The organism is Vibrio sp. HI00D65, assembly GCF_001635455.1.
Taxonomy (GTDB): Bacteria; Pseudomonadota; Gammaproteobacteria; order Enterobacterales; family Vibrionaceae; genus Vibrio.
Genome location: NZ_LWEH01000608.1, coordinates 173,852 through 195,750 on the forward strand (window position 1 = coordinate 173,852; position 21,899 = coordinate 195,750).

The 21,899-nt window shown below is 42.8% G+C and carries 15 protein-coding genes and 4 pseudogenes; 11 read left to right on the plus strand and 8 right to left on the minus strand.

Going from position 1 to position 21,899, the window contains the following annotated elements:
- Positions 1-328 precede the first annotated feature (328 nt).
- A complete protein-coding gene (pulA, locus tag A3712_RS24885; RefSeq protein ID WP_063525386.1) occupies positions 329-4,027 on the plus strand; it encodes a pullulanase-type alpha-1,6-glucosidase in 3,699 nt (1,232 codons plus the stop codon).
- 500 nt (positions 4,028-4,527) lie between these two features.
- Here pulA and A3712_RS24890 read toward each other — a convergent pair whose 3' ends face one another.
- The gene (locus A3712_RS24890; protein ID WP_063525387.1) at positions 4,528-5,376 is read right to left on the minus strand and encodes a MalM family protein; all 849 of its coding nucleotides are present in this window, start codon (positions 5,374-5,376) and stop codon (positions 4,528-4,530) included.
- 73 nt (positions 5,377-5,449) lie between these two features.
- Positions 5,450-6,796, minus strand: coding sequence for a carbohydrate porin (locus tag A3712_RS24895; protein ID WP_004740415.1), 1,347 nt, complete (start codon positions 6,794-6,796; stop codon positions 5,450-5,452).
- Positions 6,797-7,229: 433 nt separating this feature from the next.
- Here A3712_RS24895 and glgX point away from each other — a divergent pair, with 433 nt between their 5' ends.
- The 3 genes and pseudogenes from glgX to A3712_RS24910 all read left to right on the plus strand — a co-directional run bounded on the left by glgX (position 7,230) and on the right by A3712_RS24910 (position 11,026).
- Positions 7,230-9,209, plus strand: a complete 1,980-nt coding sequence (glgX, locus tag A3712_RS24900; RefSeq protein WP_063525388.1) for a glycogen debranching protein GlgX — start codon at positions 7,230-7,232, stop codon at positions 9,207-9,209.
- Between the two features lie 174 nt (positions 9,210-9,383).
- Positions 9,384-10,155: pseudogene (locus A3712_RS24905) on the plus strand (GGDEF domain-containing protein); the annotation flags it as partial.
- Positions 10,156-10,297: 142 nt separating this feature from the next.
- Positions 10,298-11,026 (plus strand): tRNA (adenine(22)-N(1))-methyltransferase, encoded by a 729-nt coding sequence (locus tag A3712_RS24910; protein ID WP_063525402.1) that lies wholly within the window; start codon positions 10,298-10,300, stop codon positions 11,024-11,026.
- Positions 11,027-11,142: 116 nt separating this feature from the next.
- Here the strand turns inward: A3712_RS24910 and A3712_RS24915 are convergent, their stop codons facing one another.
- Entirely contained in the window at positions 11,143-12,075 is a 933-nt protein-coding gene (locus A3712_RS24915) for an acyltransferase (protein WP_063525389.1), read from the minus strand.
- Between the two features lie 331 nt (positions 12,076-12,406).
- On the opposite strand from A3712_RS24915, the gene A3712_RS24920 reads away from it, so the two are divergent.
- The 3 genes from A3712_RS24920 to A3712_RS24930 all read left to right on the plus strand — a co-directional run bounded on the left by A3712_RS24920 (position 12,407) and on the right by A3712_RS24930 (position 14,824).
- Positions 12,407-13,207, plus strand: a complete 801-nt coding sequence (locus A3712_RS24920) for a ferredoxin--NADP reductase (RefSeq protein ID WP_063525390.1) — start codon at positions 12,407-12,409, stop codon at positions 13,205-13,207.
- Between the two features lie 68 nt (positions 13,208-13,275).
- Entirely contained in the window at positions 13,276-13,608 is a 333-nt protein-coding gene (locus A3712_RS24925; RefSeq protein ID WP_063525391.1) for a DUF1971 domain-containing protein, read from the plus strand.
- Positions 13,609-13,828: 220 nt separating this feature from the next.
- The gene (locus tag A3712_RS24930; protein WP_063525392.1) at positions 13,829-14,824 is read left to right on the plus strand and encodes a 2-hydroxyacid dehydrogenase; all 996 of its coding nucleotides are present in this window, start codon (positions 13,829-13,831) and stop codon (positions 14,822-14,824) included.
- Positions 14,825-14,923: 99 nt separating this feature from the next.
- Here the strand turns inward: A3712_RS24930 and A3712_RS24935 are convergent, their stop codons facing one another.
- The 3 genes from A3712_RS24935 to A3712_RS24945 all read right to left on the minus strand — a co-directional run bounded on the left by A3712_RS24935 (position 14,924) and on the right by A3712_RS24945 (position 17,378).
- A complete protein-coding gene (locus tag A3712_RS24935) occupies positions 14,924-15,796 on the minus strand; it encodes a patatin-like phospholipase family protein (RefSeq protein ID WP_063525393.1) in 873 nt (290 codons plus the stop codon).
- 412 nt (positions 15,797-16,208) lie between these two features.
- Positions 16,209-16,868 carry a hypothetical protein gene (locus A3712_RS24940; protein ID WP_063525394.1) on the minus strand — a complete coding sequence of 220 codons (660 nt, stop codon included), beginning with the start codon at positions 16,866-16,868 and terminating at the stop codon, positions 16,209-16,211.
- 66 nt (positions 16,869-16,934) lie between these two features.
- On the minus strand, positions 16,935-17,378 hold the full coding sequence (locus tag A3712_RS24945) for a cytochrome c (protein ID WP_063525395.1): 444 nt from the start codon (positions 17,376-17,378) through the stop codon (positions 16,935-16,937).
- A gap of 129 nt (positions 17,379-17,507) precedes the next feature.
- On the opposite strand from A3712_RS24945, the gene A3712_RS24950 reads away from it, so the two are divergent.
- Both A3712_RS24950 and A3712_RS24955 read left to right on the plus strand, forming a co-directional pair.
- Complete coding sequence (locus A3712_RS24950) at positions 17,508-18,149, plus strand: cytochrome b/b6 domain-containing protein (RefSeq protein WP_063525396.1); 642 nt, start codon at positions 17,508-17,510, stop codon at positions 18,147-18,149.
- Positions 18,150-18,158: 9 nt separating this feature from the next.
- Positions 18,159-18,587 carry a MarR family winged helix-turn-helix transcriptional regulator gene (locus A3712_RS24955; RefSeq protein WP_005534836.1) on the plus strand — a complete coding sequence of 143 codons (429 nt, stop codon included), beginning with the start codon at positions 18,159-18,161 and terminating at the stop codon, positions 18,585-18,587.
- Positions 18,588-18,853: 266 nt separating this feature from the next.
- On the opposite strand, the pseudogene A3712_RS28765 reads toward A3712_RS24955, so the two are convergent.
- A pseudogene (locus A3712_RS28765) lies at positions 18,854-19,192 on the minus strand (EamA family transporter); the annotation flags it as partial.
- Positions 19,184-19,864: pseudogene (locus A3712_RS28770) on the minus strand (patatin-like phospholipase family protein); the annotation flags it as partial. The pseudogenes A3712_RS28770 and A3712_RS28765, both read right to left, overlap by 9 nt.
- 557 nt (positions 19,865-20,421) lie before the next feature.
- Here A3712_RS28770 and A3712_RS24965 point away from each other — a divergent pair.
- Both A3712_RS24965 and A3712_RS24970 read left to right on the plus strand, forming a co-directional pair.
- The gene (locus tag A3712_RS24965) at positions 20,422-20,646 is read left to right on the plus strand and encodes a hypothetical protein (protein WP_063525397.1); all 225 of its coding nucleotides are present in this window, start codon (positions 20,422-20,424) and stop codon (positions 20,644-20,646) included.
- 384 nt (positions 20,647-21,030) lie between these two features.
- Positions 21,031-21,620: pseudogene (locus tag A3712_RS24970) on the plus strand (TfoX/Sxy family DNA transformation protein).
- Positions 21,621-21,899: the final 279 nt, after the last annotated feature.

The window sequence follows — 21,899 nt, forward strand, 5'->3', positions numbered from 1 at the left end:
AAAAAGAAAATAAAGGATAATTGGCAATTAACTTAATTTCCACGTTAAATTAACAGCCGAACATTTCGATATCTTCCTCACATTTATAAGGATGAGCTCTCATCCTTATTCTCTACGCCTAGTTACTACGCCCTATCCTATTGATCTTAAAAAAATGAGTTCTTGGTCCAAGTAAATCTACATAAACCAAGTACAAATCGTGATATCGACACTAGGTTTCTTATTTTTACTGATTAAAAATAACTTTACATATAGATATCACAAATAGTTGACCACCACTAAGACTAGGATATTCATCATCATAAAAAGTGAAATATGGATATCGAACGTGAATAATATAAATATTAATCAATGTTTAACTCTACGAAATACCTCTAACAAAACAAAGAAAATAAACTTCAAGAAATCGACCTTAACCAAAGCGATTTTACCCCTTTTCACCGCTATTTTAATCGCAGGGTGCGGCAGTGATAATAACAGCGACAGCGGTACCGACACTGGCAGCAGTGATCTATACCCTGCTGCAGAAAACGAAGTGGTTATTTACTACAAACGAGATGTTGCCGCAGCCAGCACTTCTGAATCGACTTACGACGGCTGGGGACTGCATCTGTGGAATGGCGAGGGCTGTACCAGTACAGATTTAGTCGGCATGGGGTTAAGTGAAACTGGTACCGATTGGAACAGCCCTTACGAATACAAAGGCATTAGTGATACCTACGGGGCCTACTATGTATTAAAGGTGGATCCCGATGCCGCTGACCCACATAGGTGTATGAACTTCATCTTACACAATGGTGATGAAAAAGCCTTTGGTAGCGCGAACTCAAAAGTTGAGCTAGATAAACTCGGTGAATCTCAAGGTGTGTTTGGTTTCTATGGCAGCAGCGAGTTGTACTACGAGCCTATCTCAGAACGACCAGTGAATATTGATGGTCAAAAAGCACATTGGCTTGATGCAACGACCATAGGTTGGGAAGCAGCCAGCAATGCAGACTCTTTAAAACTCTTCTATGCATTGGATAAGAGCATCTCAATGAATGATGACAAAGAGATCATTGGTGGTACTGCGATTGAACTAGTAAAAGATGGCGAACTATCCTCGGAACTCAAAGTACGTTTCCGTCACTTAGCCAGCTTACCTGCGGTCGCGATTGACGTGGATAACCGTACGCTACGCACCATTTTAAAATCTCAGATCGTCGTCGTAGCTTACAATGCCGATGGCGATGTTATCTCTTCAACTGAGGTTCAAAAGCCTGGCGTGCTTGATGCGGTGTTTGCTAGCGAAGAGGCAGGTAATGCCATCAGTGAACCATTGGGGGCGATAGTAGATGGTGACTCTGCAACCTTTAAACTTTGGGCTCCTACTGCACAAGATGTTGAACTCATTCTATACAGCGAAGACCTACAAAGCTCACAAGTCATACCGATGACAGAGAATACTGAAACGGGGATTTGGGCGACAGAAGCAGTGTCAAGCGCCGTGAACCAATACTACCGTTACCAAGTGAAGGTTTACCACCCAACCACTGGCAAAATAGAAAATCGCCTTGTGACAGACCCTTACTCTCTCAGCTTGTCGAAGAACTCCGCATACTCTCAAGTCATTGACCTTGATGATGCATCCTTGATGCCTGATGGCTGGACTGGCTACGTTCGTCCTATCGTCGAGAAAGACGAGGACCACGTTCTATACGAGTCACACCTGCGTGACTTTAGTTTCAGCGACAAGTTAGGTACTGCAAGCCTGAACGGAAAATACCTTGCACTTACAGAAGTCGATCGTGAGTCGGTCAAACATCTTCAAGCGCTGAAAGACGCCGGTTTAACCACTCTGCATATCTTACCAGCTTTCGATATCGCTACCGTTGATGAAGATGAAGCAAGCCGCGTCGATATTACCGATACCGTTGGCAAACTGTGTGATGTAAAACCTGCCGCTGCCTTATGTGGTAATGAAAATGAAAACCGAACGATTGAGGATGTACTCGACGGCTATGACCCTTCAACAGGCGACGCACAAGCGTTAATTAACGACTTACGAATGCTCGATAGCTTCAACTGGGGTTACGACCCATTCCATTACACCGTGCCTGAGGGAAGCTACGCGACGGATCCAAACGGATCTATGCGTATTCTTGAGTTCCGTCAGATGGTAAAGGCAACGCACGACATGGATCTCAAGCTGATCATGGACGTGGTATACAACCACACCAACGCATCTGGTGTGAATGATAAATCCGTACTGGATAAGATCGTACCTGGGTACTACCACCGACTCAACGTGAATACTGGCGGCGTGGAAAACTCAACCTGTTGTGACAACACTGCGACAGAAAACCTGATGATGGGTAAGTTAATGGTCGACTCGCTCAAGGTATGGGCTGACGACTATAAGGTGGACGGTTTCCGTTTTGACTTAATGGGCCATCAGCCAAAAGATGTGATGGTCGAAGCGCTGGAAGAAGTACGTAAAATTGACCCGAATACCCTGTTCTACGGGGAAGGTTGGGACTTTGGTGAAGTCGCCAACAACGCTCGCTTCGACCAAGCAAACCAAATCAACATGGCAGGTACAGAAATCGGTACATTCTCTGACCGTTTGCGTGATGCAGTTCGTGGCGGTAGCCCGTTCGATGGCGGTGTTGACTCAGAAGGGAATCACCCGCTTCGCTTAAATCAAGGCTTCGGTAACGCAGCTATCGCCAATGAAGAAACCAAGACAGATCAAGACTCCATCAACGGTCGTTTACACAACCAAGACCTTGTTCGCTTAGGGATGGCAGGTAACCTCGCAGAATACATGCTAATTGATTACAAAGGTGATACCAAACTGGGTAAAAACGTTGACTACAATGGCGCACCGGCGGGTTACACTAAGATGCCTTCAGAAAACATCTCTTACGTTTCAAAACACGACAACCAAACACTATGGGACAACAACGCATACAAACTCGCAACTGGTACTAGCTCTGCAGACCGCGCTCGCATGCAGTCGGTATCGCTTTCTACCGTGATGTTGGGCCAAGGCATACCATTCATCCATATGGGTTCGGAACTGCTGCGCTCGAAGTCGATGCAGCGTGACTCCTACGATTCCGGTGACTGGTACAACCGTGTGTTATTCGATGGAACTGACAACAACTGGAATGTCGGCTTGCCTCGTGAGGACAAAGACGGAGCAAACTGGGATCTGATCAAAACCATCATTGCTGACCCAACGGCAAAACCAGACGCAGACGACATCGAATTAACTAAGCAACAATTCCTAGAACTATTAAAGATCCGAAGCTCAAGTGAACTGTTCCGCTTAGATACAGCTGACGAAGTCATGAAGCGAGTCGATTTCCGTAACGTTGGCGAAGACCAAGTCGAAGGCCTAATCGTGATGTCTATCGATGATGGTGTGTCTGCAGGTACAGACCTCGATCCAGCGAACGATGCGATTGTCGCAGTTGTAAACTCAACCAATGAATCTCAATCGTTCAAAATCACAGGAGCGACAGGTTTTACTCTTCATGACGTTCAACAAAACTCGGCGGATGACATAGTGAAAGGCGCAAGCTTTGCCAATGAATCATTCACAGTTCCAGCACTAACAACTGCTGTATTTGTACAAGCACAAAAGGGTGCTCAAAGCGCTGGTTTGCCGGTTGATAACTCAAACAAGGATGTATCTAGCATTCCTCCATACGGTCAAACAACCGTGTATGTGCGTGGTGACATGAATGGTTGGAACCCTGTTGATGATTGGGCGATGAGCTTTGTTGCTAATGGGGTTTATTCTGTAACAGGCAATTTGGAAGCGGGTAACTATGGCTTCAAGTTTGCAGATGCTGATTGGAAAACACCTAACTTTGGTTGCGACTCTATAGAACTTACTGATGGATCAATCAACCTAGGGACTGATGGTAACTGCCAACTAAGCGTAACAGAAGCTGGAACCTACACATTCACCTTGAATGCGATTCACGAGCTAGATGACGACGTAGATGGTCCAGTTGTTTCGGTCACTAAGCAGTAAATCTGAAAGGATCGAAGCTAAGTAACAGCTAATAAAAAAACCAGCGAAAGCTAGCCTTTGGGAGGCGTCAGTCTCCCTTTTTTATGCCCCCAACAAACACCAACCTAAAAATGCCCTCTCTACTACCCGTGAGTCACATTCAACTTTTAATGATCGACTCACCTCTTACGTTCTAGATAGAACACCTCTTCTTCATCTGTACTGCAAATTTCAGACCAAATAACCGTAAGTCACTGTATTTGAATTAAATATATAAAATAGAGAAGAGAGACCTTATAGAGACCAAAGCTATTTACACATGGCGATGGGGCCAGAGAGTATAACGTCACTAAAGACCGTATTTAATAAAGTCGACGGCGCATGAGATTCGACAGTATTCATAAACTCGCTTGTTTCGAGCTAATTGATTTTAACCAATGTGACTATTGCATTTGTGCTGGCAATAAAAAAGGACCCTATTGGGGTCCCTTCTCTTAAACCAGACTTTGTTACTGTATCAGTTACTTTTTATTGACTGCTTTCACAAAGACTTCTTGTACACCTTCAATGCCTAGTGCTTTCGCTTCATCTAATAGGCCCAAAGCTTTTGGAATATTGTCTGCTTCGACAGCGGCTTTAATCGCATTATGGTAGTAAGTTTGTGTCTCTGGCTGAATTTTTTCTATTGTTAGCTTCTTGCTTTCAATAACAGGAATTTCAGGAGCTGATGCAGATTTTGAAGGTTTAGTTAACCCACTAAAGAAACCCTCACGTTTTATTGCAACTCTAACTTCACCAATATCAACATGCTTCGCTTTAGGATCATCAATAGCAGGAACAACATTTCGCTTGGCAATAGCCATTGCTTTGGCTGGATGCAATAGTTGGGTAGTTTGTGTTAAATCTTGTTTAGTAGTGTAAATAACACCATAAATACGAGTGGTACTCATCGGTAGATTCAATTCAACTTCACCAAATAGAACATCACCCTTTATAAAGTCATTTTTATCATAATCAAAAAAGGATGAGTCGTAATTTCGCAATAATTTAAAATTTTGATCATAAATGGCTAAATTTGGAGAAAATACCTCTAAGCGTTTAACCATACCCGACAGTTCTATTATGACCTGAGGCTCAGAAACATCAAAAGAAAAACCAGCCACTGGTCCCATTATGTCTATGCTATTTAAAATCTGAGAATCTTCAGAAAAGTGAATAGAAAAGCTTGATGGGACGCCAACTTGATTCCAACTAATTTGCTCCACCGTAGAGATACTTGCTTGGCCCGAGCTCGAAAAAGAAAAATCTTGGTGGCTCGCACAACCAAATAAAACGGTCGCCCCAATTAGAATCGATACTATTTTTTTCATTCACTTATCCCTTGTAATACAGCAGCCAGCTTGTAAGCTAGCTACTGTTTTTTATTCATGACTAAATTCTAGATTACCACCAAGCTTCAACTTGCGCACCGAACATTAAGTCATTGTTATCAATGGCTTTATCACCACTGTAACTAGATGCAAAAACTCGAATTGCAGGTCGAGCCCAGAAATTTGAACCTGCTTGCCATTGTTGAGCAATTGTAACTTTCGTTAAGTCTTCTTTATCAGCCCAAGGGTATTCATCTTGGTGGTAGCCAAGCTCTAGAATAGTGCTCATTGTTTCAGACCATTTGTAGCCAGGACGAACAACAACACTCATAGCTTTGCCATCGCTGTTGCCATTGCCGTCATCCAACAACTGAGCATAAACGAACGAGTAACCAAAATTCCATTTTTCAGCTTCGATTACACCCCAATCGATTAGACGTAAAGACTCTCGTCCTTCCTGCCCTAACTCCATGTTGTATGAATCACCTGCATGATTACCTACGAAACCAGCCCAAGCATAACCTTCAGTTGCATACTGAATGACAGCTTTGTTAAAGCCCATGCTATGGCCTTGAGTGTGTTCAGCTGTAAGGAAAAAGCCTGCTTTATCTAGACCATAATCACCTGAATTACCAATACCGCCGTCAATTGCATCACTTTGTACATCTGTATGAGAAGGGTCTGCAGCCATTAAAATGAACTCCATACTACCCTTGTCATTTGTTTCAATACCTGTCAAGCGAAGGTCGATTGAATTAGCTGTTGAGTAAACTTGTGTACCCTCAAGTGGCTGTCTTTCATCTTCAGGTGTCGATGGATCATCTGCAGTTAGTAATGGAGCCTTCCATTTATGCTGAACAACTGCAGCATGAAGCTTCGCAAAACCCAAATCAATGTTTTCAACACCGGCACCAGCACCAGAGTTATTTACGTAGTACATATCCATAATATGAACATCTTTACGTCCGTAATAACGTTCACCAGCCCAAATGCTCATGCCGTTTGCCATAGTGTAGTCAGCCCAAGCTTCACGGAAAGAAGCTCTCTCACCAGACCATGGGTCATCAGGATCTGTACCGATACTTTGGAACGAATTACCACGCCCATCTAAGCCAGCATTCTCATACGTGCCAAATGCCATTAGAGTATGAATATTGAATGCATCGCCGTCTGAACTCTCCCAAATCTTGTTTACGCCAAGAGAAAGTTCTGCATAGTTATCACACTCATCGCCTAAACGACCAACTGCATGCCCAAATGTAGTAGGGCCACCATTACCATAACAATATTGCGAACCACCATCAGCATTCATGCCGAAGCCTGCGCGCATATATCCATGAAAATCAACTTCGGCAGCAAAAGCTGAACCAGCCATCAATGTCGAAGCCACTGCAGCGGCAATCAAACTTACTTTTTTCATTCTTAACTCCATTAAGGACGATTTATTTTAGGTTTTTATATTTTGCTCTCTTGCGGCAACCAAAGGCAGTTATGGTAGTCGTAAGATAGAGAGGTTCAGGGTTTCCCCTGATTCGTTTCAACGGGGTCAATATTAAGAGGGGATGACAAGTTTGACTTCCTCCACCCCCAACTAAATTAAGGGGGAGTAGAGGGGAGTAGAAAATATACAGAATGGTGTTTTAAAGAGGTGGATCACTTAATCTAGGAGGAGTAGACAGCACGAAGATCTAATTATTCAGCATAAGTGCGATCTACTTCAAATATATAATTTGAACTTCATCGATCAATTATTTTTTTAACCGTAATTAATCTGTGAAGATGCTTGACCTTACTGTGACAAAGCCTTTTACTAATAGTTCACTGATGTTGATAAACGAACAAGAAATCAAGCAATGACTAGAACGCTCGCTCGCCCTTATCCGCTAGGCGCAACGCTAGGTAACACTGGCTGCAACTTCTCTATTTATTCTCCGGACTGTAAATCTCTCTCACTCGCTCTTTTTGATGAGAACGATGAATTCACAGCTTATAAATTGGACAATGAATACGCTGATATTCGATATGTATTTATCGAAGGTATTAAGGCGGGGCAAAAATACGGTTTTATTGCAGAAACAGATAATGGTCCAATATTACTTTCTGACCCTTATGCGAAAGCAATAAGCGAGCCGCTACACTACACCACGCCTTATAGTAATGAGAAAAGCTTTACGATGGCAAAGTGTGTCGTTGTTGATGATGCCTTCGATTGGCAAGACGTCGAAAAACCACGAATTAGCCGTGAAGAGACCGTTCTATTTGAAACGCATGTTAAAGGCTTATCTCAACTTCACCCTGAAGTAGCCAGTAATACCAAAGGCCGTTATCTGGGGTTAGTGAGCCCAGAGATGCTTGCATTCTATAAGCAACAAAACATCAACTCTCTACAGCTTTTACCCATTGCGGCCTGCATGCACGAACCGCACCTGCTTGATATGGATAAAGTGAACTATTGGGGCTACAACCCTTATTTGTTCATGGTGCCTGACCCTCGCTATGCAGAAAAAGACGCCGTCACAGAGCTCAAGACAGCTATTCGTGAGCTGCACCGCAATGGTATCGAGGTGATCTTAGATGTGGTGTACAACCACACAGCAGAAGGCGGCGAAGGCGGAACAACCTTCAACCTAAAAGCATTAGATAGCCGTACGTATATTAAGCACGGCTGTCATTACGCAAACTTCACCGGTTGTGGGAATACAGTCGACCTCACCCACCAGCCAGCACTTAACCTAGTGATGGACACGCTTCGTTATTGGGTAAGCGAATTCCAAGTCGATGGCTTCCGTTTTGACTTGGCAGCCACATTGGGACGCGAAGGAGACAACTACAACCCTGAGGCCGCTTTCTTCAAAGCCGTGGCTCAAGACCCAGTGCTTAAAGAGACCAAATTAATCGCAGAACCATGGGATATCGGCCCTAATGGCTACCAAGTAGGTAACTTTCCGTTTGGTTGGAACGAATGTAACGACAAACTGAGAGACATTACACGTAGCTTCTGGCGCGGCGATCAAGGCTACCTTAAAGAGTTTGCAACGCGCCTAATGGGCTCTCGTGATATCTACAGTGCCGCGCACTGGCCTTACAAACTCACCGTCAACTACATCACTTACCATGATGGCTTCACCATGCAAGACCTTGTCTCGTACAAGCACAAGCACAATGAAGAAAATGGAGAAAGTAACCGTGATGGACATGGTGACAACCGCTCTGAAAACTACGGTGTAGAGGGTGAAACCGAAAACCTGTTGGTTATCGCGACTCGTGAAAAGCAGAAACGCAACTTCATGGCGAGCCTGCTGTTTGCTTTCGGTATCCCACACATTCTGACGGCAGACGTGTTATCCCATACTCAAAAAGGCAACAACAACGCTTACTGCCAAGATAGCGAGACGAGTTGGCTGAACTGGGAAGATTCCGAGCGCAAGACCTACTTCAAAACTTGGTTATCTGAGATGATCGCCGCACGACAGCATTACATGGTGCCTTTTATCAAAGCGTTCAGTGGCGAAAAACGCAACTCTAACCGTATATTCTGGAGCCGTGTTGATGGAACGCTGATGGAGCATGATGATTGGAATCGCTTAAGCTCTGTGGCACTGCACCTTGGTATAGGTAAAGATGGCGACGAACTGATTTATCTCATCAACCAAACCAATGCCCCAGCACGTTTCAGCTTACCCAATGATCGTGAACAAAACTGGGTAACGATATGTGATACCAACCTAAGAAATATAAAACCAGGTCACGCTGAAGGGGAAATGTTGCTCTCACCTATATCGATGGCGATTTTGCACTACTCACCAAACAAAACTGAGTTAAGTGAAAGTTAACCCCGCTCAATAAAAAAGCAAAAACCATAAAAGCCAGCAATATTTCCAGCTGGCTTTTTTGTTAGCTGAATATCACAAAACTCATTCTTTTATATAAAATCATTTACATCTATGTGATTACTCAAACTTTTTAGTATGGTCGTACTATAAAAATGAACCTATCACGTCTTTGGATATCATAGGAATAAATCAACTGTGCATTGTGACAAAGCGCTCTCAGAACGTTTTGTCGCAAATGCTATGGCTTATCGAAATGGTAAGGACGCCGACTCTTCTCGCACGCAAACTAAAAATAGACCAACGTCACTACTGCATTCCTTTGTACTCATGTCAGCAATTGATTGCTGTGTTGTATGTGAATGCGCGCTTGCATATCAGTCAGAGTATTCTGCGCATGATCTGAGATTACACCGAAGTCTCACTGTCTAACTGACTGCTTCAGCACCAGTTGAGTAGTAAAGACCTGATGACGCAACTAGACAATTAGAGTCGCTTCAATCTTGCATTGGAAAACTACGCCAACCAACCAGAAACCTATATAGCTCTACTCGATATAGATAATTTTGATCACTTAAACCGAGCTTATGGTGAAACCTTCGGTGACAATATGAACAAGCTGACAGCAGAAGCACTGCGCTCATACTTTCCGAAGCCTAAAGAGCTATGCCTTGCTCGTATTGGAGGTAAAGAGTTCGCGGTTTTATTCCAAGCAAACGACGCTAACGACGCCAAACTCCAACTAGACGAGTGCCGAATCGGCGTAGCAGAGAAAGCGATTGTGACGCCAGACATCAGCCTCTCTTTAGGCGTAAGTGTCGGTTTTTCTCAAATAGAGGGAGAGCCAGATACAGCCCTAGCACTTGCTGAGCAAGCAAAGCTTATCGCTCAACAACTTGGAAAAAACCGAGTTAAAGGCCACATCAGGGCAGTTGCAAAGGCCTCGTAAGTTGCCAAAACAAATCCCTTACTCGGATACCGATGAAAACAAAGCACCTAGGGTTCACACTCTCGGTGCTTTTGTTTTTATAGAAAGTCATTACAATGCGCATTCAACACGACCACCTCACCTATCCAACGATACGGACCTTATGAAGCTAAGTAACCGACTGCAAACTCTCCACTCCCTTGTCAGTAATGACTACCAACACATTTGGGACTGTTGCTGTGATCATGGCTTCTTGGGCGTTCAATTGTTGGCGGACAACAAAGCCCCTCACATTCACTTTGTCGATATTGTTCCGTCCCTAATGAGCGAGCTAGAAAGCAAACTGGTGCGTTACTTTCCACAAAGCGAGATGGCACAACAAAAAGTCACTAGCCAATGGCAAGCCTACTGCATGGATGTCTCTGCAATACCATTGGAAAAACACACAGGCAAGCATCTGGTCATCATTGCAGGGGTCGGTGGCGATCTAACGCAAAAGCTTGTAGACGATATTCACCGTCAACATCCAGACAAAACGATCGACTTCTTGCTCTGCCCTGTTCATCAGCAATTTGAGCTAAGAAGCCACTTAAAATCGCTCAAGTTCGGCCTGATTGATGAGGTGTTGATTGAGGAGAATCGCCGCTACTACGAAATTTTATTGGTCAGCAATAACCGAGGTGAAAGACCAGACACTTCGACAGTAAGCGAGATTTCAAACGTCGGTGATAAGATATGGGCTCCAATCAGCGATGAACAAATTAAGGTATCTCAACAGTACAAAGCCAAAACACTGCAGCACTACTTACGTATCCATCAAGGGCAGGAGAAACAAGGTAAACCTAGCCAAGTGAAGCATGTTATTGATGCCTACCAAGCAGTTAAACCATAGTAAGTACTAACTTTACTGTTGAAGATTAAGAAAGCCGAATCAATAAAAAAGCCGATAGTTCAATGAGCTATCGGCTTTTTTAATACTATTTGTTCAGTTTGAGCTTACTGCGCTTGTTACTTATAAAGCTTATCAGCCTCATCAACTGTCTCAACCTTAGAGGGCTGATCAACCCCATAGACCAAATCAAGATAGGCGTCTTTCTCTTTCCAAGTGTTGTTTAACCAGCTATGGAAGCGACGTTTAAATGCCTTATCTTCAAAGTAGTTACCATTCACGTTCTCATCCATTGGATGCAATTTAATACGCACAACGACCTTAGTCATTTTGCCTTTCAGCATATCTTCAAACGGAGAGGTTTGGTTTTCAGGATAAGCTAAAGTCACATCCACGATGCCATCCAAAATTGGCCCCATTGCAGATAAAGCAAACGCCACACCACCTGTTTTTGGCTTCAGTAGGTGACGGTAAGGGGTTTTCGCTGACGCAAGTTTCTCATGATTTGCGCGAGTCCCTTCAACAAAGTTAACTAGTGTTGTTGGTGCTAATTTGAACTTAGTACACGCTTTATTGATTGCATTGAAATCATCATTACGGCGTTCTGGGTTACGTAAGAGGAACTCACGAGAGTGGCGCCTCATGAATGGCATATCTAAGCCCCAGCATGCCAAGCCAACGAATGGTACATACAGCAATTCGTGTTTCAAGAAGTACTTCGTCATCGGCATTTCGTCTTTTAAGATCGAAGACAAAATCACAATATCCGCCCAGCTTAGGTGGTTAGACATCATCAAATACCACTGCTTGGTCGAAATATCTTCCCCCCCTTCCACTTGCCATTCGATGTCATTGTTGGCGTTCAACATCCACAAATTAAGAGAAGCCCAACACCAGAATGTGAAGTTAGCTAAGCGAGTGCATAATTTTTGAACGACAGATATTGGCAAAATAAGTTTGATTAGGGCAAACAGACTCACAGCCAATGCGGTGAATGCAGTATTAATGGTCACGAACAATACGTTCAAGGCCATACGAATATTATCAAGCATAAAACACAGTTATATTGAGAACGAAAGCCGCCATTATACGCATCTATAAATTATTCTCTTCAGTAATTGGTTGAATATCCTAGGGGTCAAACCACTCAACCTATTTCTACGATATTCAACTTGCTAAAGCCTATTAAAAAGAAAACAAAACACACTAAAGAGTCATTTAGACACGACCTTAGCATTGTCTTTTTGACAGCATTCGATCCAACAATCCCCCTCAAAGCCAGTATTGATAAGCATTCTCACTATTGGCATAGTACATGCAACTCTAAAGTCTAAATAGTTGAGTATCCTTAATAAGATAACTTCTCTTCTTAAAGGTGATGATATGACAGATATTCCTCATGGTTTAGTCACAGGTAAAGTTCTAAACAAGACAGAATGGACAGATCAACTGTTCTCACTCCAAATCAGTGCGCCTGTCTCTTCTTATCAGGCTGGTCAGTTCACTAAGCTTGGTTTACTCAATAGCGAAGGTGAGTTAGTGAGACGCGCTTATTCCATGGTGAATGCACCAGAGCATGAGCAAGGCCATCAACATCTAGAGTTTTTGATTATTAAGGATCAGAACGGTCAGCTCTCGCCTCAGCTTCACAAATTGCAAGCTGGCGATGACATCTTTGTCGGCAAAGATCCAAGTGGTTTTATGACATTAGATGAGATCCCAGAGATCGCCGACGAGCTATGGATGCTTTCAACCGGAACCGCGGTAGGTCCGTTTATCTCAATGCTTGAGAGCATTCAGATACAGCAGAATGAGTTGGCTTCAGACAAAGCCTCTTCATTCAAAAACCTAGTTCTGGTGCATGCCGTTAGAACAGAGCAAGACCTGACTTATCGAGATCGTATCACTCAACTCGTTGATCACTTTCAAGGGAGACTTAAATATGTGCCAATTATTTCTAGAGAATCAGTTACCGGAACTTTGCGCGGACGAATCCCAAGCTTGTTACTTGGAGGCGACCTCGAGCAAGCCGCGTCTGTCACTTTCAATCAAACCCGCAGTTTCTTCTACCTTTGCGGCAATCCGCAAATGGTTCGTGACACAAGTGACGCGCTAACAAGTTTAGGTTTCGAAAAGCATTTACGCCGAAAGCCAGGTCAATTCAGCAGTGAAAATTACTGGTAAAGATAGGCCACCTAAAACACCGAAGTATTTATTTCAATGCACAGTTAAAGTTAAATAAGAGGTTTTATATGAGTCATTTACGTATTCCTTCTCAATGGAAAATTCAACGTTCAACACCGTTTTTCACTAAGGACAACATCCCAGCCGCATTGCTCAATCATCACAATACGGCTGAAGGCGTGTTTGGTCAGATCTGCGTAATGGAAGGCACCATCACTTTCTATGGCTTTGCCGATGCAGAAGCGACAGAACCAGAAACCGTTATCACTATTGAAGCTGGACAATTTACCACAACTCCACCTCAATATTGGCACCGAGTAGAGCTGAGTGACGACGCGCAATTCAACATTAACTTCTGGTCAGAAAAAGAGACCAAGAAAATATTCAATACTCGAAAGTAAGATCGACTTTGCATTGATGAACTAATTAGCAAGCTACATCGTAATGTGATTTTTGACGTTCAGTAAATAACAACAAGAGACCAAATAACCATAATACTTACAATGACTAATGGTGATAGACAAGACAAAAAAACTCCAGCACACTAAACCGAGTTGTTAGTTTTTACCCCTATCAAATAAACATAATTGGGGTATTCATCTTTAGGTAAGAGAGGAAGCCATGCTCAACATTGCTTTTTTTAGCTCAAAATCATACGACGAAAAATCATTCAACCTTGCGAAAGGCGAACTCAATGCTGAGTTTCATTTCCATGATTTTCGCCTCACCACAACCACAGCCAAAATGGCGCACGACAACGAAGTGGTTTGTGCATTTGTAAACGATGACCTATCGCGAGAAGTGCTAGAGATTCTTGCCCAAGGCGGCACAAAGCTGATTGCGATGCGCTGTGCTGGCTTTGACAAGGTCGACCTAGACGCAGCCAAAGATCTTGGTTTACAAGTAGTGCGCGTTCCTGCTTATTCACCAGAGTCGGTAGCAGAGCACACTGTCGGCATGATGATGTGTTTGAACCGTAAACTTCACAAAGCATACCAACGCACTCGTGATGCAAACTTCTCTCTAGAAGGCTTGGTTGGCTTTAACTTCTACGGCAAAACTGTTGGTGTGATTGGTTCAGGTAAAATTGGCCTAGCGACCATGCGTATTCTGAAAGGCTTGGGCATGAACATCCTATGTTACGACCCTTACCCAAACCCATTAGCCGTTGAGCTAGGCGCTAAATATGTAGAGCTAGACGAGCTTTACAAAGAGTCTGATGTGATTTCTCTGCACTGCCCGATGAGTAAAGAGAACTACCATCTATTAGACGCGACTGCATTTGAGAAGATGAAAGATGGTGTGATGATCGTCAACACCAGCCGTGGTGAATTATTGGATTCGACAGCGGCTATCGAAGCGCTTAAACAGAGTAAGATTGGCGCGCTTGGCCTTGATGTGTATGACAACGAAAAAGAGCTGTTCTTCCAAGACAAATCAAATGACGTGATTGTCGATGATGTGTTCCGCCGTCTATCTGCTTGTCACAACGTGCTGTTCACAGGTCACCAAGCTTTCTTAACCAAAGATGCTCTGTTCAATATCGCGAACACAACCCTAACCAGCGTTGACGCTTTCTTTGCAGGCAACACCAGCGGCAACGAACTTGTTCAATAACGGACTGAGTTAAAAACAAACTAGCTCTACAAATACAAAGCCACGCAGGTTCTTAAGAATAGCGTGGCTTTTTGATTTATACCTGTATCGTAAACAGAACTAGATGCAGAAGTGGCAGTCCTCGATATCTAAACCATAGGTCCCTTTGCGAATCGCCAAGTGTTCTTCTCCAGCTTTCAGGCCAATCTCATAACCTGCATCCAATACCGCTATATTCATAGTGAGTCGCTTAACCGAGAACGCCTCAGGTGGCGCTATCACCTTAATGGTCGCATCTTTTGGCGGATTACGAATGAACTCCAAAGATTGGTTATAGTTTTCAGCACGTACCGCCATTGATTCTGCAATGTTTGGGAATTTTTTTAACAGCTTTTTCAACATCCATTGATACTTCTGAGGCTTCATTCGGTAGCTCAGTGGATGGGAAAGAATCACGGTAATCTCGCGTGCACCGCGGCGATAAGCTTCACGAACTGGGATTGAGTCCGCGACCCCACCATCGGTATAACAACCACCAGAGAAACAAGGTGTTTCACGATAAGCGATAGGTAAAGCCGTTGTTGCCTCAACCACGTTCGAAAGATTTTCTGGCTTGATGTGATAGTAATCTGCACTGCCTGTGTCGACGTTAGTTACCGCAGCAATCAGTGGAATGCTTGAAAATAGCTCGCCACAATCCAGTGGGTAACGTTGGTTTGATTCATTCCATAACCACTTCACATCAACCAAGTTACCACCTTTAGCGAAGCGGGCTGGGTTAAAGAAATTTTTATCGGTCGCCATTGTGGTAATCACACTGTAGCTGCGTTTTGGCGCCTGAGATAAGTAACCAACCAAATTAGACACACCCGCAGAAACACCAATCGCAAAATCATAAGGACGAAAATCGTCTTGCATAAAGGCGTCTAATACTCCGGCTGCAAAGATGCCTCTCATTGCCCCACCCTCAACGATTAATGCGCTTTTACTCATCTCAAACCCTACTACTTTATGAACTAATAGCCGTAGGATAATCCCACCCAAATCATAAAGATAATGGGCATAATTTATTACTTCGATAGGAGGAAACTATCATTGGGTAGTAGTGATAGTCGAAGCATTAGCAGTGTTATCGCTTTAAGAAGTACGGGCTGAAAAATGCACATCTCAATCGCAGCTACGGATCAATATCCTAGCATTAACTAGATTTATTATAATTGAACGTTTAGAGGCCAATTTTTTAGAAATTGGTATGAGTTGCTGGCATGTTTGGTCATCACCTTGCTTACTATTAACGCTTAGGTTTCAGGGTAGAGAGCGTGGATATGGGCACTCACTACCCAGTAGCCGATATGTGTTTAGTATCCAGCACAAACCATGCTGTATCTGGTCTGTAAAATCTTAATTAGCTTTTCATATCCAGCTTCTTACCCAAGTATTCAATTTCAAAAGTTGCATACCCAAGTCTTACCGCCTCGAAAGAGTGCATCAGGCTCTGCGCCTGCTGAGCACCTTTCGCCAATACATCGATAGAGTAAATCGGACGCTCAGTACCATCCTCTAATAGCTGGGTATTGATATAAGATGATGTAACAGAACCAGAGTTATTCAAGCTAATCACTCGCTGTAAATCGATACCCAAAACACGGTTCATTTCGAACGTTTCAACACCTTCTCTCCAGCTCAAAGTCGCACTATAGCTCTCAATTTCAGGATTGCTATCTAGCCATTTAGCCCCTAATGATTTGATGCTAACGATTTTAACGTAATCTTCCTGAAAAAAAGGGAAGTCTTGTAGCTTGGCCTCAACTGCAGCTTTATTTTTTGCAGATAGCACTAAATGCAGAATCTTTGCGGGTTCACCATCAATAGGACTTTGTGTAACGAACACACCCTTAACATCACCTTGCTCAATCAATTGACTAAACACGGTCTTCGGTTTTGGCATTGTTTTTAGGAGCGGCACTGACTTCTTGGTGTTCCAAGCCAGCTCCACACTGTAATCAGCAGCAAAGTTAGAGAAAGAAGCCAATGTAAGTATGCTTAATAGAATGATTTTTTTCATGAAGTTACCTTTCACTTATTCATTTTAGTTTTACTTCAAGACAGATTCCAAGTCTGGATCGTCAGTTTACCAGCGACTGCGGTACGTACGATGACAGTTACGGCAAGCATTCAGAGACTGTTTAAGTCCTTCTTCAGCTAATGAGGATTCTTGTCTCTGTGCGGCATGATATAAATCCATAAACCCTTCATCCATTTGCAGCATCAAACGGTTAAAGTTATCAGGTTTATCCCACACTTCTTTCTTTGCTCTGGTATCGGCTTGACTTCCTTGCGGAAAGGCATGTTGCAATTGTGCGCTCTGACGAGTGAGTTCAATCCCAATCTGCTCTAGGCTCTTCCAGTCGATATTACTACCTTTCAATTCTTTACCTGCTTTTTTCGACAGGGACTCAATTTGATCAAATGCGCTCTGACGTGTTTCGATTTGAACGCTGAAATCTTGTGCAAGCAGTATTCTAGGAACAAAGATGGTTGGTAAAAGTGCAATCAGTACCAATGTCTTTCTCATTTTTTTCTCCTTGATTTTCGTTTTTGCTGTGTTTCGCACTTAATTTACATAACAATAGTTGCGTGCACAACTATTGTTATGTAAATTGCACAAGAAAGATCATCATACAAAGAAAGGATTAAAGTAATTATGAAAATTTGGGATTTAGCAACGCGACTTTATCACTGGGCCCAGGCATTACTTTTTATGGCTTTGATGGCATCAGGATTGTCTGGCATAGGACCACACACTCAATTGGGATTAATGCTATTTACCTTGTTACTATGGCGATTAATTTGGGGAGTGATCGGCAGCGAAACCAGCTTGTTTCGCCAGTTTCTCCGCGGGCCAAAAGATGTTATTTCTTACTTGAGAGGTAAGTCGACCGCGACCGTAGGGCATAATCCTGCTGGCGGTTGGATGGTGGCTGCATTACTGACGACATTACTTTTACAGTGTATGTCTGGAATGGCTCTCAGTGGTCTATTCGATACGTGGCCATATTCCGATATTTGGCTTAACGATAACGTCTTTGCGAAGGTTGAGTGGTTTCACCTAACCTTAGCCGATCTTTTGCCTTTATTGGTCACCTTACATATTGGTGCAATCTTTTTTTATAAGCTGAAAGGTAAGCCCTTAGTGAAAGCGATGATCACGGGCAAACAAGCCCAAATGAACAAGCACACACTCTTAACGGAACAAAAAATTGTCTATCTCGCGCCACAAAGCCATGCTTTCTGGGTGCTTGTTGCTACAACTTTGGTTACTATTGTGATGGTTGCTTTATCATAAGAGTAAAAAATGAGCGAACAGTTTGAAAGACAAGACAACTTTGGTTGGATGATCAATGTCGTTGCAAACGATGCAGCTAAACGACTTGATGCCGAGTTCAAAAAACATGGGCTTACTATTGCACTGTGGCCGACCATGATGTGTTTGTGGGAGGAAGAAGGCGTGACGCAGCGCGATATCGCAGCGAAATCAAAGGTAGAAGATTCAACCACAACTCGTACATTAGATAAGTTGGAAAAGTTAGGTTTAGTCGAACGCCATCCCCACCCAAAGTGCCGACGCTCTTTCCATATCTACCTTACGGAGGAAGGACGAAGCCTCAAAGAAACCTTGCTGCCAATTCCATTGGCTGTTAATAAAGAGTTGATGAGTCCGCTAGAGCCAGCAGAGCAAAAAGAGATGCTTCGCTTGCTAAATAAGTTGGTCGCAGAGATTTAATGATTCGCTAAGTTTTTCCGCCCCATGAATAAACAAAGCCCTAAGTTCTGCACTTGGGGCTTTATGCTTTTATGCTCGCGCCTGTTTGCTTGATGTCTAACAACCTTCTGCAGCCTGCCCTCTAACCACCGAGCGCGTCGACGCTTGATTAACGTAATAGAAATAGCACGATTCACGTTCCAAGGTGTACCATTGCGGCCAAATATACACCACACGATCTAAACTAGAGTGGGTAGTGGACTGCATAGCATTGATGCTAAATATAACTATCGAGCAGAGTTTGTAATGTGTAAGCGTTTTATTCCTCCACTTATTTTAAGGTATATTTTCCCTTTACCCTGTACAAAATTTGATTTAAACATTGATAAATTGGGCTTTTTCACGACTAAGTAGACTGCCGTCGCCGCTAAGACAAAACCAACAATGCCTATCCAATCAAACGACTCACCGGAGGCAAACCAAGCTTGAAGCGCCGTGATTGGAGGCACAAGGTAGAACACAGAAGCAACACTCGATGCTGCACCATTCTTCACCATGTACAGCAACAACAGAATCGCCACACAAGACAACACGACCACAAGCCAGATTAAGGTCAGAATGAACTCCAAAGATTGGTTATAGTTTTCAGCACGCACCGCCATCGATTCTGCAATGTTTGGGAATTTCTTTAACAGCTTTTTAAGCATCGATTGATACTTCTGCGGCTTCGTTCGGTAGCTCAGTGGATGGGAAAGAATCACGGTAATCTCGCGTGCAACGCGGCGATAGGCTTCACGAATTGGGATTGAGCCCGCGAACCCACCATCGGTATAACAACCACCAGAGAAACACGATGTTTCACAATAAGCGATAGGTAAAGCCGTTGTTGCCTCAACCACGTTCGAAAGATTTTCTGGCTTGATGCGATAGTAATCTGCACTGCCTGTGTCGACGTTAGTCACCGCAGCAATCAGTGGAATGCTTGAAAATAGCTCTCCACAATCCAGTGAGTAGCGTTGGTTTGATTCATTCCATAACCACTTCACATCAACCAAGTTACCACCTTTAGCGAAACGGGCTGGATTGTAGAAAGTTTTATCGGTCGCCATCGTGGTAATCACACTGTAGCTGCGTTTTGGCGCCTGAGATAAGTAACCAACTAAATTAGACAAACCCGTAGAAACACCAATCGCAAAATCATAAGGACGAAAATCGTCTTGCATAAAGGCGTCTAATACTCAGACTGCAAAGATGCCTCTCATTGCCCCACCTTCAATGATGAATGCGCTTTTACTCATCTCAAACTCTACTACTTTATAAACTAATAGCCGTAGGATAATTCCACCCAAACCTAAAGATAATGGGCATAATTTATTACTTCGATAGGAAAAACTATCGTTAGGTAATTATCTAAGATCCAATAATTTACTTAGACCAATGATCTAAAAAAGCCATTGAGTGATTGACTCAACGGCCTTCCATTTAACGAATCAAGCTAATCGATTACGACTGAAATTCACTCACATCGATTTCAAACAGCTTACCAATGCCTTCGCCGTATGCTCGGTCTGCTTTGCAACAACTTTTATTAATCGCATACAACAGCGGTAATTAAAGGTATAACAGTTCAAACTCTCAACTGCATTCTTGGTAAAACATGACTGAGTACCAATCGTAACCGAAATAATCCCGAACCTACATTCTGCGATTCAGACACCAATTAAATTTATTAGACTGATACAAAATATTGTGAAAAGAAGTGATTATGAGCCAAATTTTAATATAGCGACCTCTAAAAAATACAGCAAAATCTATATTATCATAGACCTAGAATCTTAAAGCAGGTGACAACAATATGAAAGTACCTAGCTGGATAACCATGCTACCTAAACATGTTGCTCAGTTTTTTGACGACCTAGAGCGCTACAACACTGAAGCTAAACAAATGCGTAGAGAAGATCGACTCGGCGAGATTAAACTGGAGGCACCAACCTCAACTCATACGAGTGAGCTAAACCATAGTGCAAACCACCGTTCTACTCCCCCCACGAGTACAACCATAGTACACTATAAAAACTGAAGGCCTAAAACTATGAAACTCCGGGTGAATAAATTTTAGGCGGATGTATTTTGGCTGCCTGAGAGATAAGAGGAGTAAAATTTTGTGCGAGAATGAGTCACTTCTCTGGTGCCAAGCGGTATCTAGAATAAGCCGTTTTATTCCTAATACACGGCTGTTGGTGATTTATTCATCGTTGCTAGCTTTTAAGCAATTGCTTGAACACATTAAACACCTAGTTCACCGAGCATTACTGCAGGCAGAGATTCCGTTTGCATTTTTCCCCATTCTAGACTGCGCAGGTCACCTTAGGCATTTAGTAGTAATCATGAAGAGAATACACTTTGCTAACCTATCAGCATTGATAATTCTATATTCTAATTTAGAAGCACATAGGTAAACCACATGAATAAACCGATCTTAAAAGACTCAATGAAGTTGTTTGAGCCCCTCGGAAAAATAAAATCACACTCGATGTTTAGTGGATTCGGTATTTTTGCTGATGAAACTATGTTTTCCATGGTTGTTAATGGCCAATTCCACATAAGAGCAGACAAAGACACAATAAAACAGTATGAGCGACAAGGGTTTCAGCCATACGTCTATAAAAACGCAGTCTCCCTGTCATAACTAAATATTTCGCTGTACCCGAATACTTATGGCAAGATCAGAAAAAAATCTTGCAATTTGCCAGTAACTCTCTCGATTTTGCAAAAGAAGAGAAAGCCGAGCAAACTGCAGCTAAGCCAACTAGACTCAAAAACCTTCCAAACCTTAGAATTACCAATGAGCGTATGCTGAAGAAGGCTGGAATTGACTCCGTAGAACGTCTATCTGAGTTAGGCTCTTTAAACGCATTTAACGCCATCAAGCAAACTTATTCGTCCGCTGTCAGTACTGAACTGCTTTTGGCACTAGAAGGAGCGATAAATGGCACTCATTGGTCTGTTATTCAAGATAAACGTCGCAAAGAGCTTATAAACCAGGTCAATTGAGATTATCAGAGTGAAAGTTTAACAAAACTAGGCCGCATATTTGCGGCTTTTTTACTTTGCCATACCTCAAGTTATCCATGAATTGCTAATATTTAACTTTCTGAAAATGAAAATTGTCCAAAAGTGATTTAGCTATTCGGCTAACTCATATGGATGAGTTTTTATTACCTTTCGGTAGTTCTATTTTTTATATGCTTTTTTTATACATATATGAAAAGAGTGAATCTAATAAGTATATGTAATAAATATCAAATTCACTCACTTTCCAACTCTTATATA

Coding starts and splice junctions, on each gene's coding strand:
- A3712_RS24890 (WP_063525387.1), bottom strand. CDS start 5,376: ATGAAAAAAATAGTATCGATTCTAATTGGGGCGACCGTTTTATTTGGT.
- A3712_RS24895 (WP_004740415.1), bottom strand. CDS start 6,796: ATGAAAAAAGTAAGTTTGATTGCCGCTGCAGTGGCTTCGACATTGATG.
- glgX (WP_063525388.1), top strand. CDS start 7,230: ATGACTAGAACGCTCGCTCGCCCTTATCCGCTAGGCGCAACGCTAGGT.
- A3712_RS24910 (WP_063525402.1), top strand. CDS start 10,298: ATGAAGCTAAGTAACCGACTGCAAACTCTCCACTCCCTTGTCAGTAAT.
- A3712_RS24915 (WP_063525389.1), bottom strand. CDS start 12,075: ATGCTTGATAATATTCGTATGGCCTTGAACGTATTGTTCGTGACCATT.
- A3712_RS24920 (WP_063525390.1), top strand. CDS start 12,407: ATGACAGATATTCCTCATGGTTTAGTCACAGGTAAAGTTCTAAACAAG.
- A3712_RS24925 (WP_063525391.1), top strand. CDS start 13,276: ATGAGTCATTTACGTATTCCTTCTCAATGGAAAATTCAACGTTCAACA.
- A3712_RS24930 (WP_063525392.1), top strand. CDS start 13,829: ATGCTCAACATTGCTTTTTTTAGCTCAAAATCATACGACGAAAAATCA.
- A3712_RS24935 (WP_063525393.1), bottom strand. CDS start 15,796: ATGAGTAAAAGCGCATTAATCGTTGAGGGTGGGGCAATGAGAGGCATC.
- A3712_RS24940 (WP_063525394.1), bottom strand. CDS start 16,868: ATGAAAAAAATCATTCTATTAAGCATACTTACATTGGCTTCTTTCTCT.
- A3712_RS24945 (WP_063525395.1), bottom strand. CDS start 17,378: ATGAGAAAGACATTGGTACTGATTGCACTTTTACCAACCATCTTTGTT.
- A3712_RS24950 (WP_063525396.1), top strand. CDS start 17,508: ATGAAAATTTGGGATTTAGCAACGCGACTTTATCACTGGGCCCAGGCA.
- A3712_RS24955 (WP_005534836.1), top strand. CDS start 18,159: ATGAGCGAACAGTTTGAAAGACAAGACAACTTTGGTTGGATGATCAAT.
- A3712_RS24965 (WP_063525397.1), top strand. CDS start 20,422: ATGAAAGTACCTAGCTGGATAACCATGCTACCTAAACATGTTGCTCAG.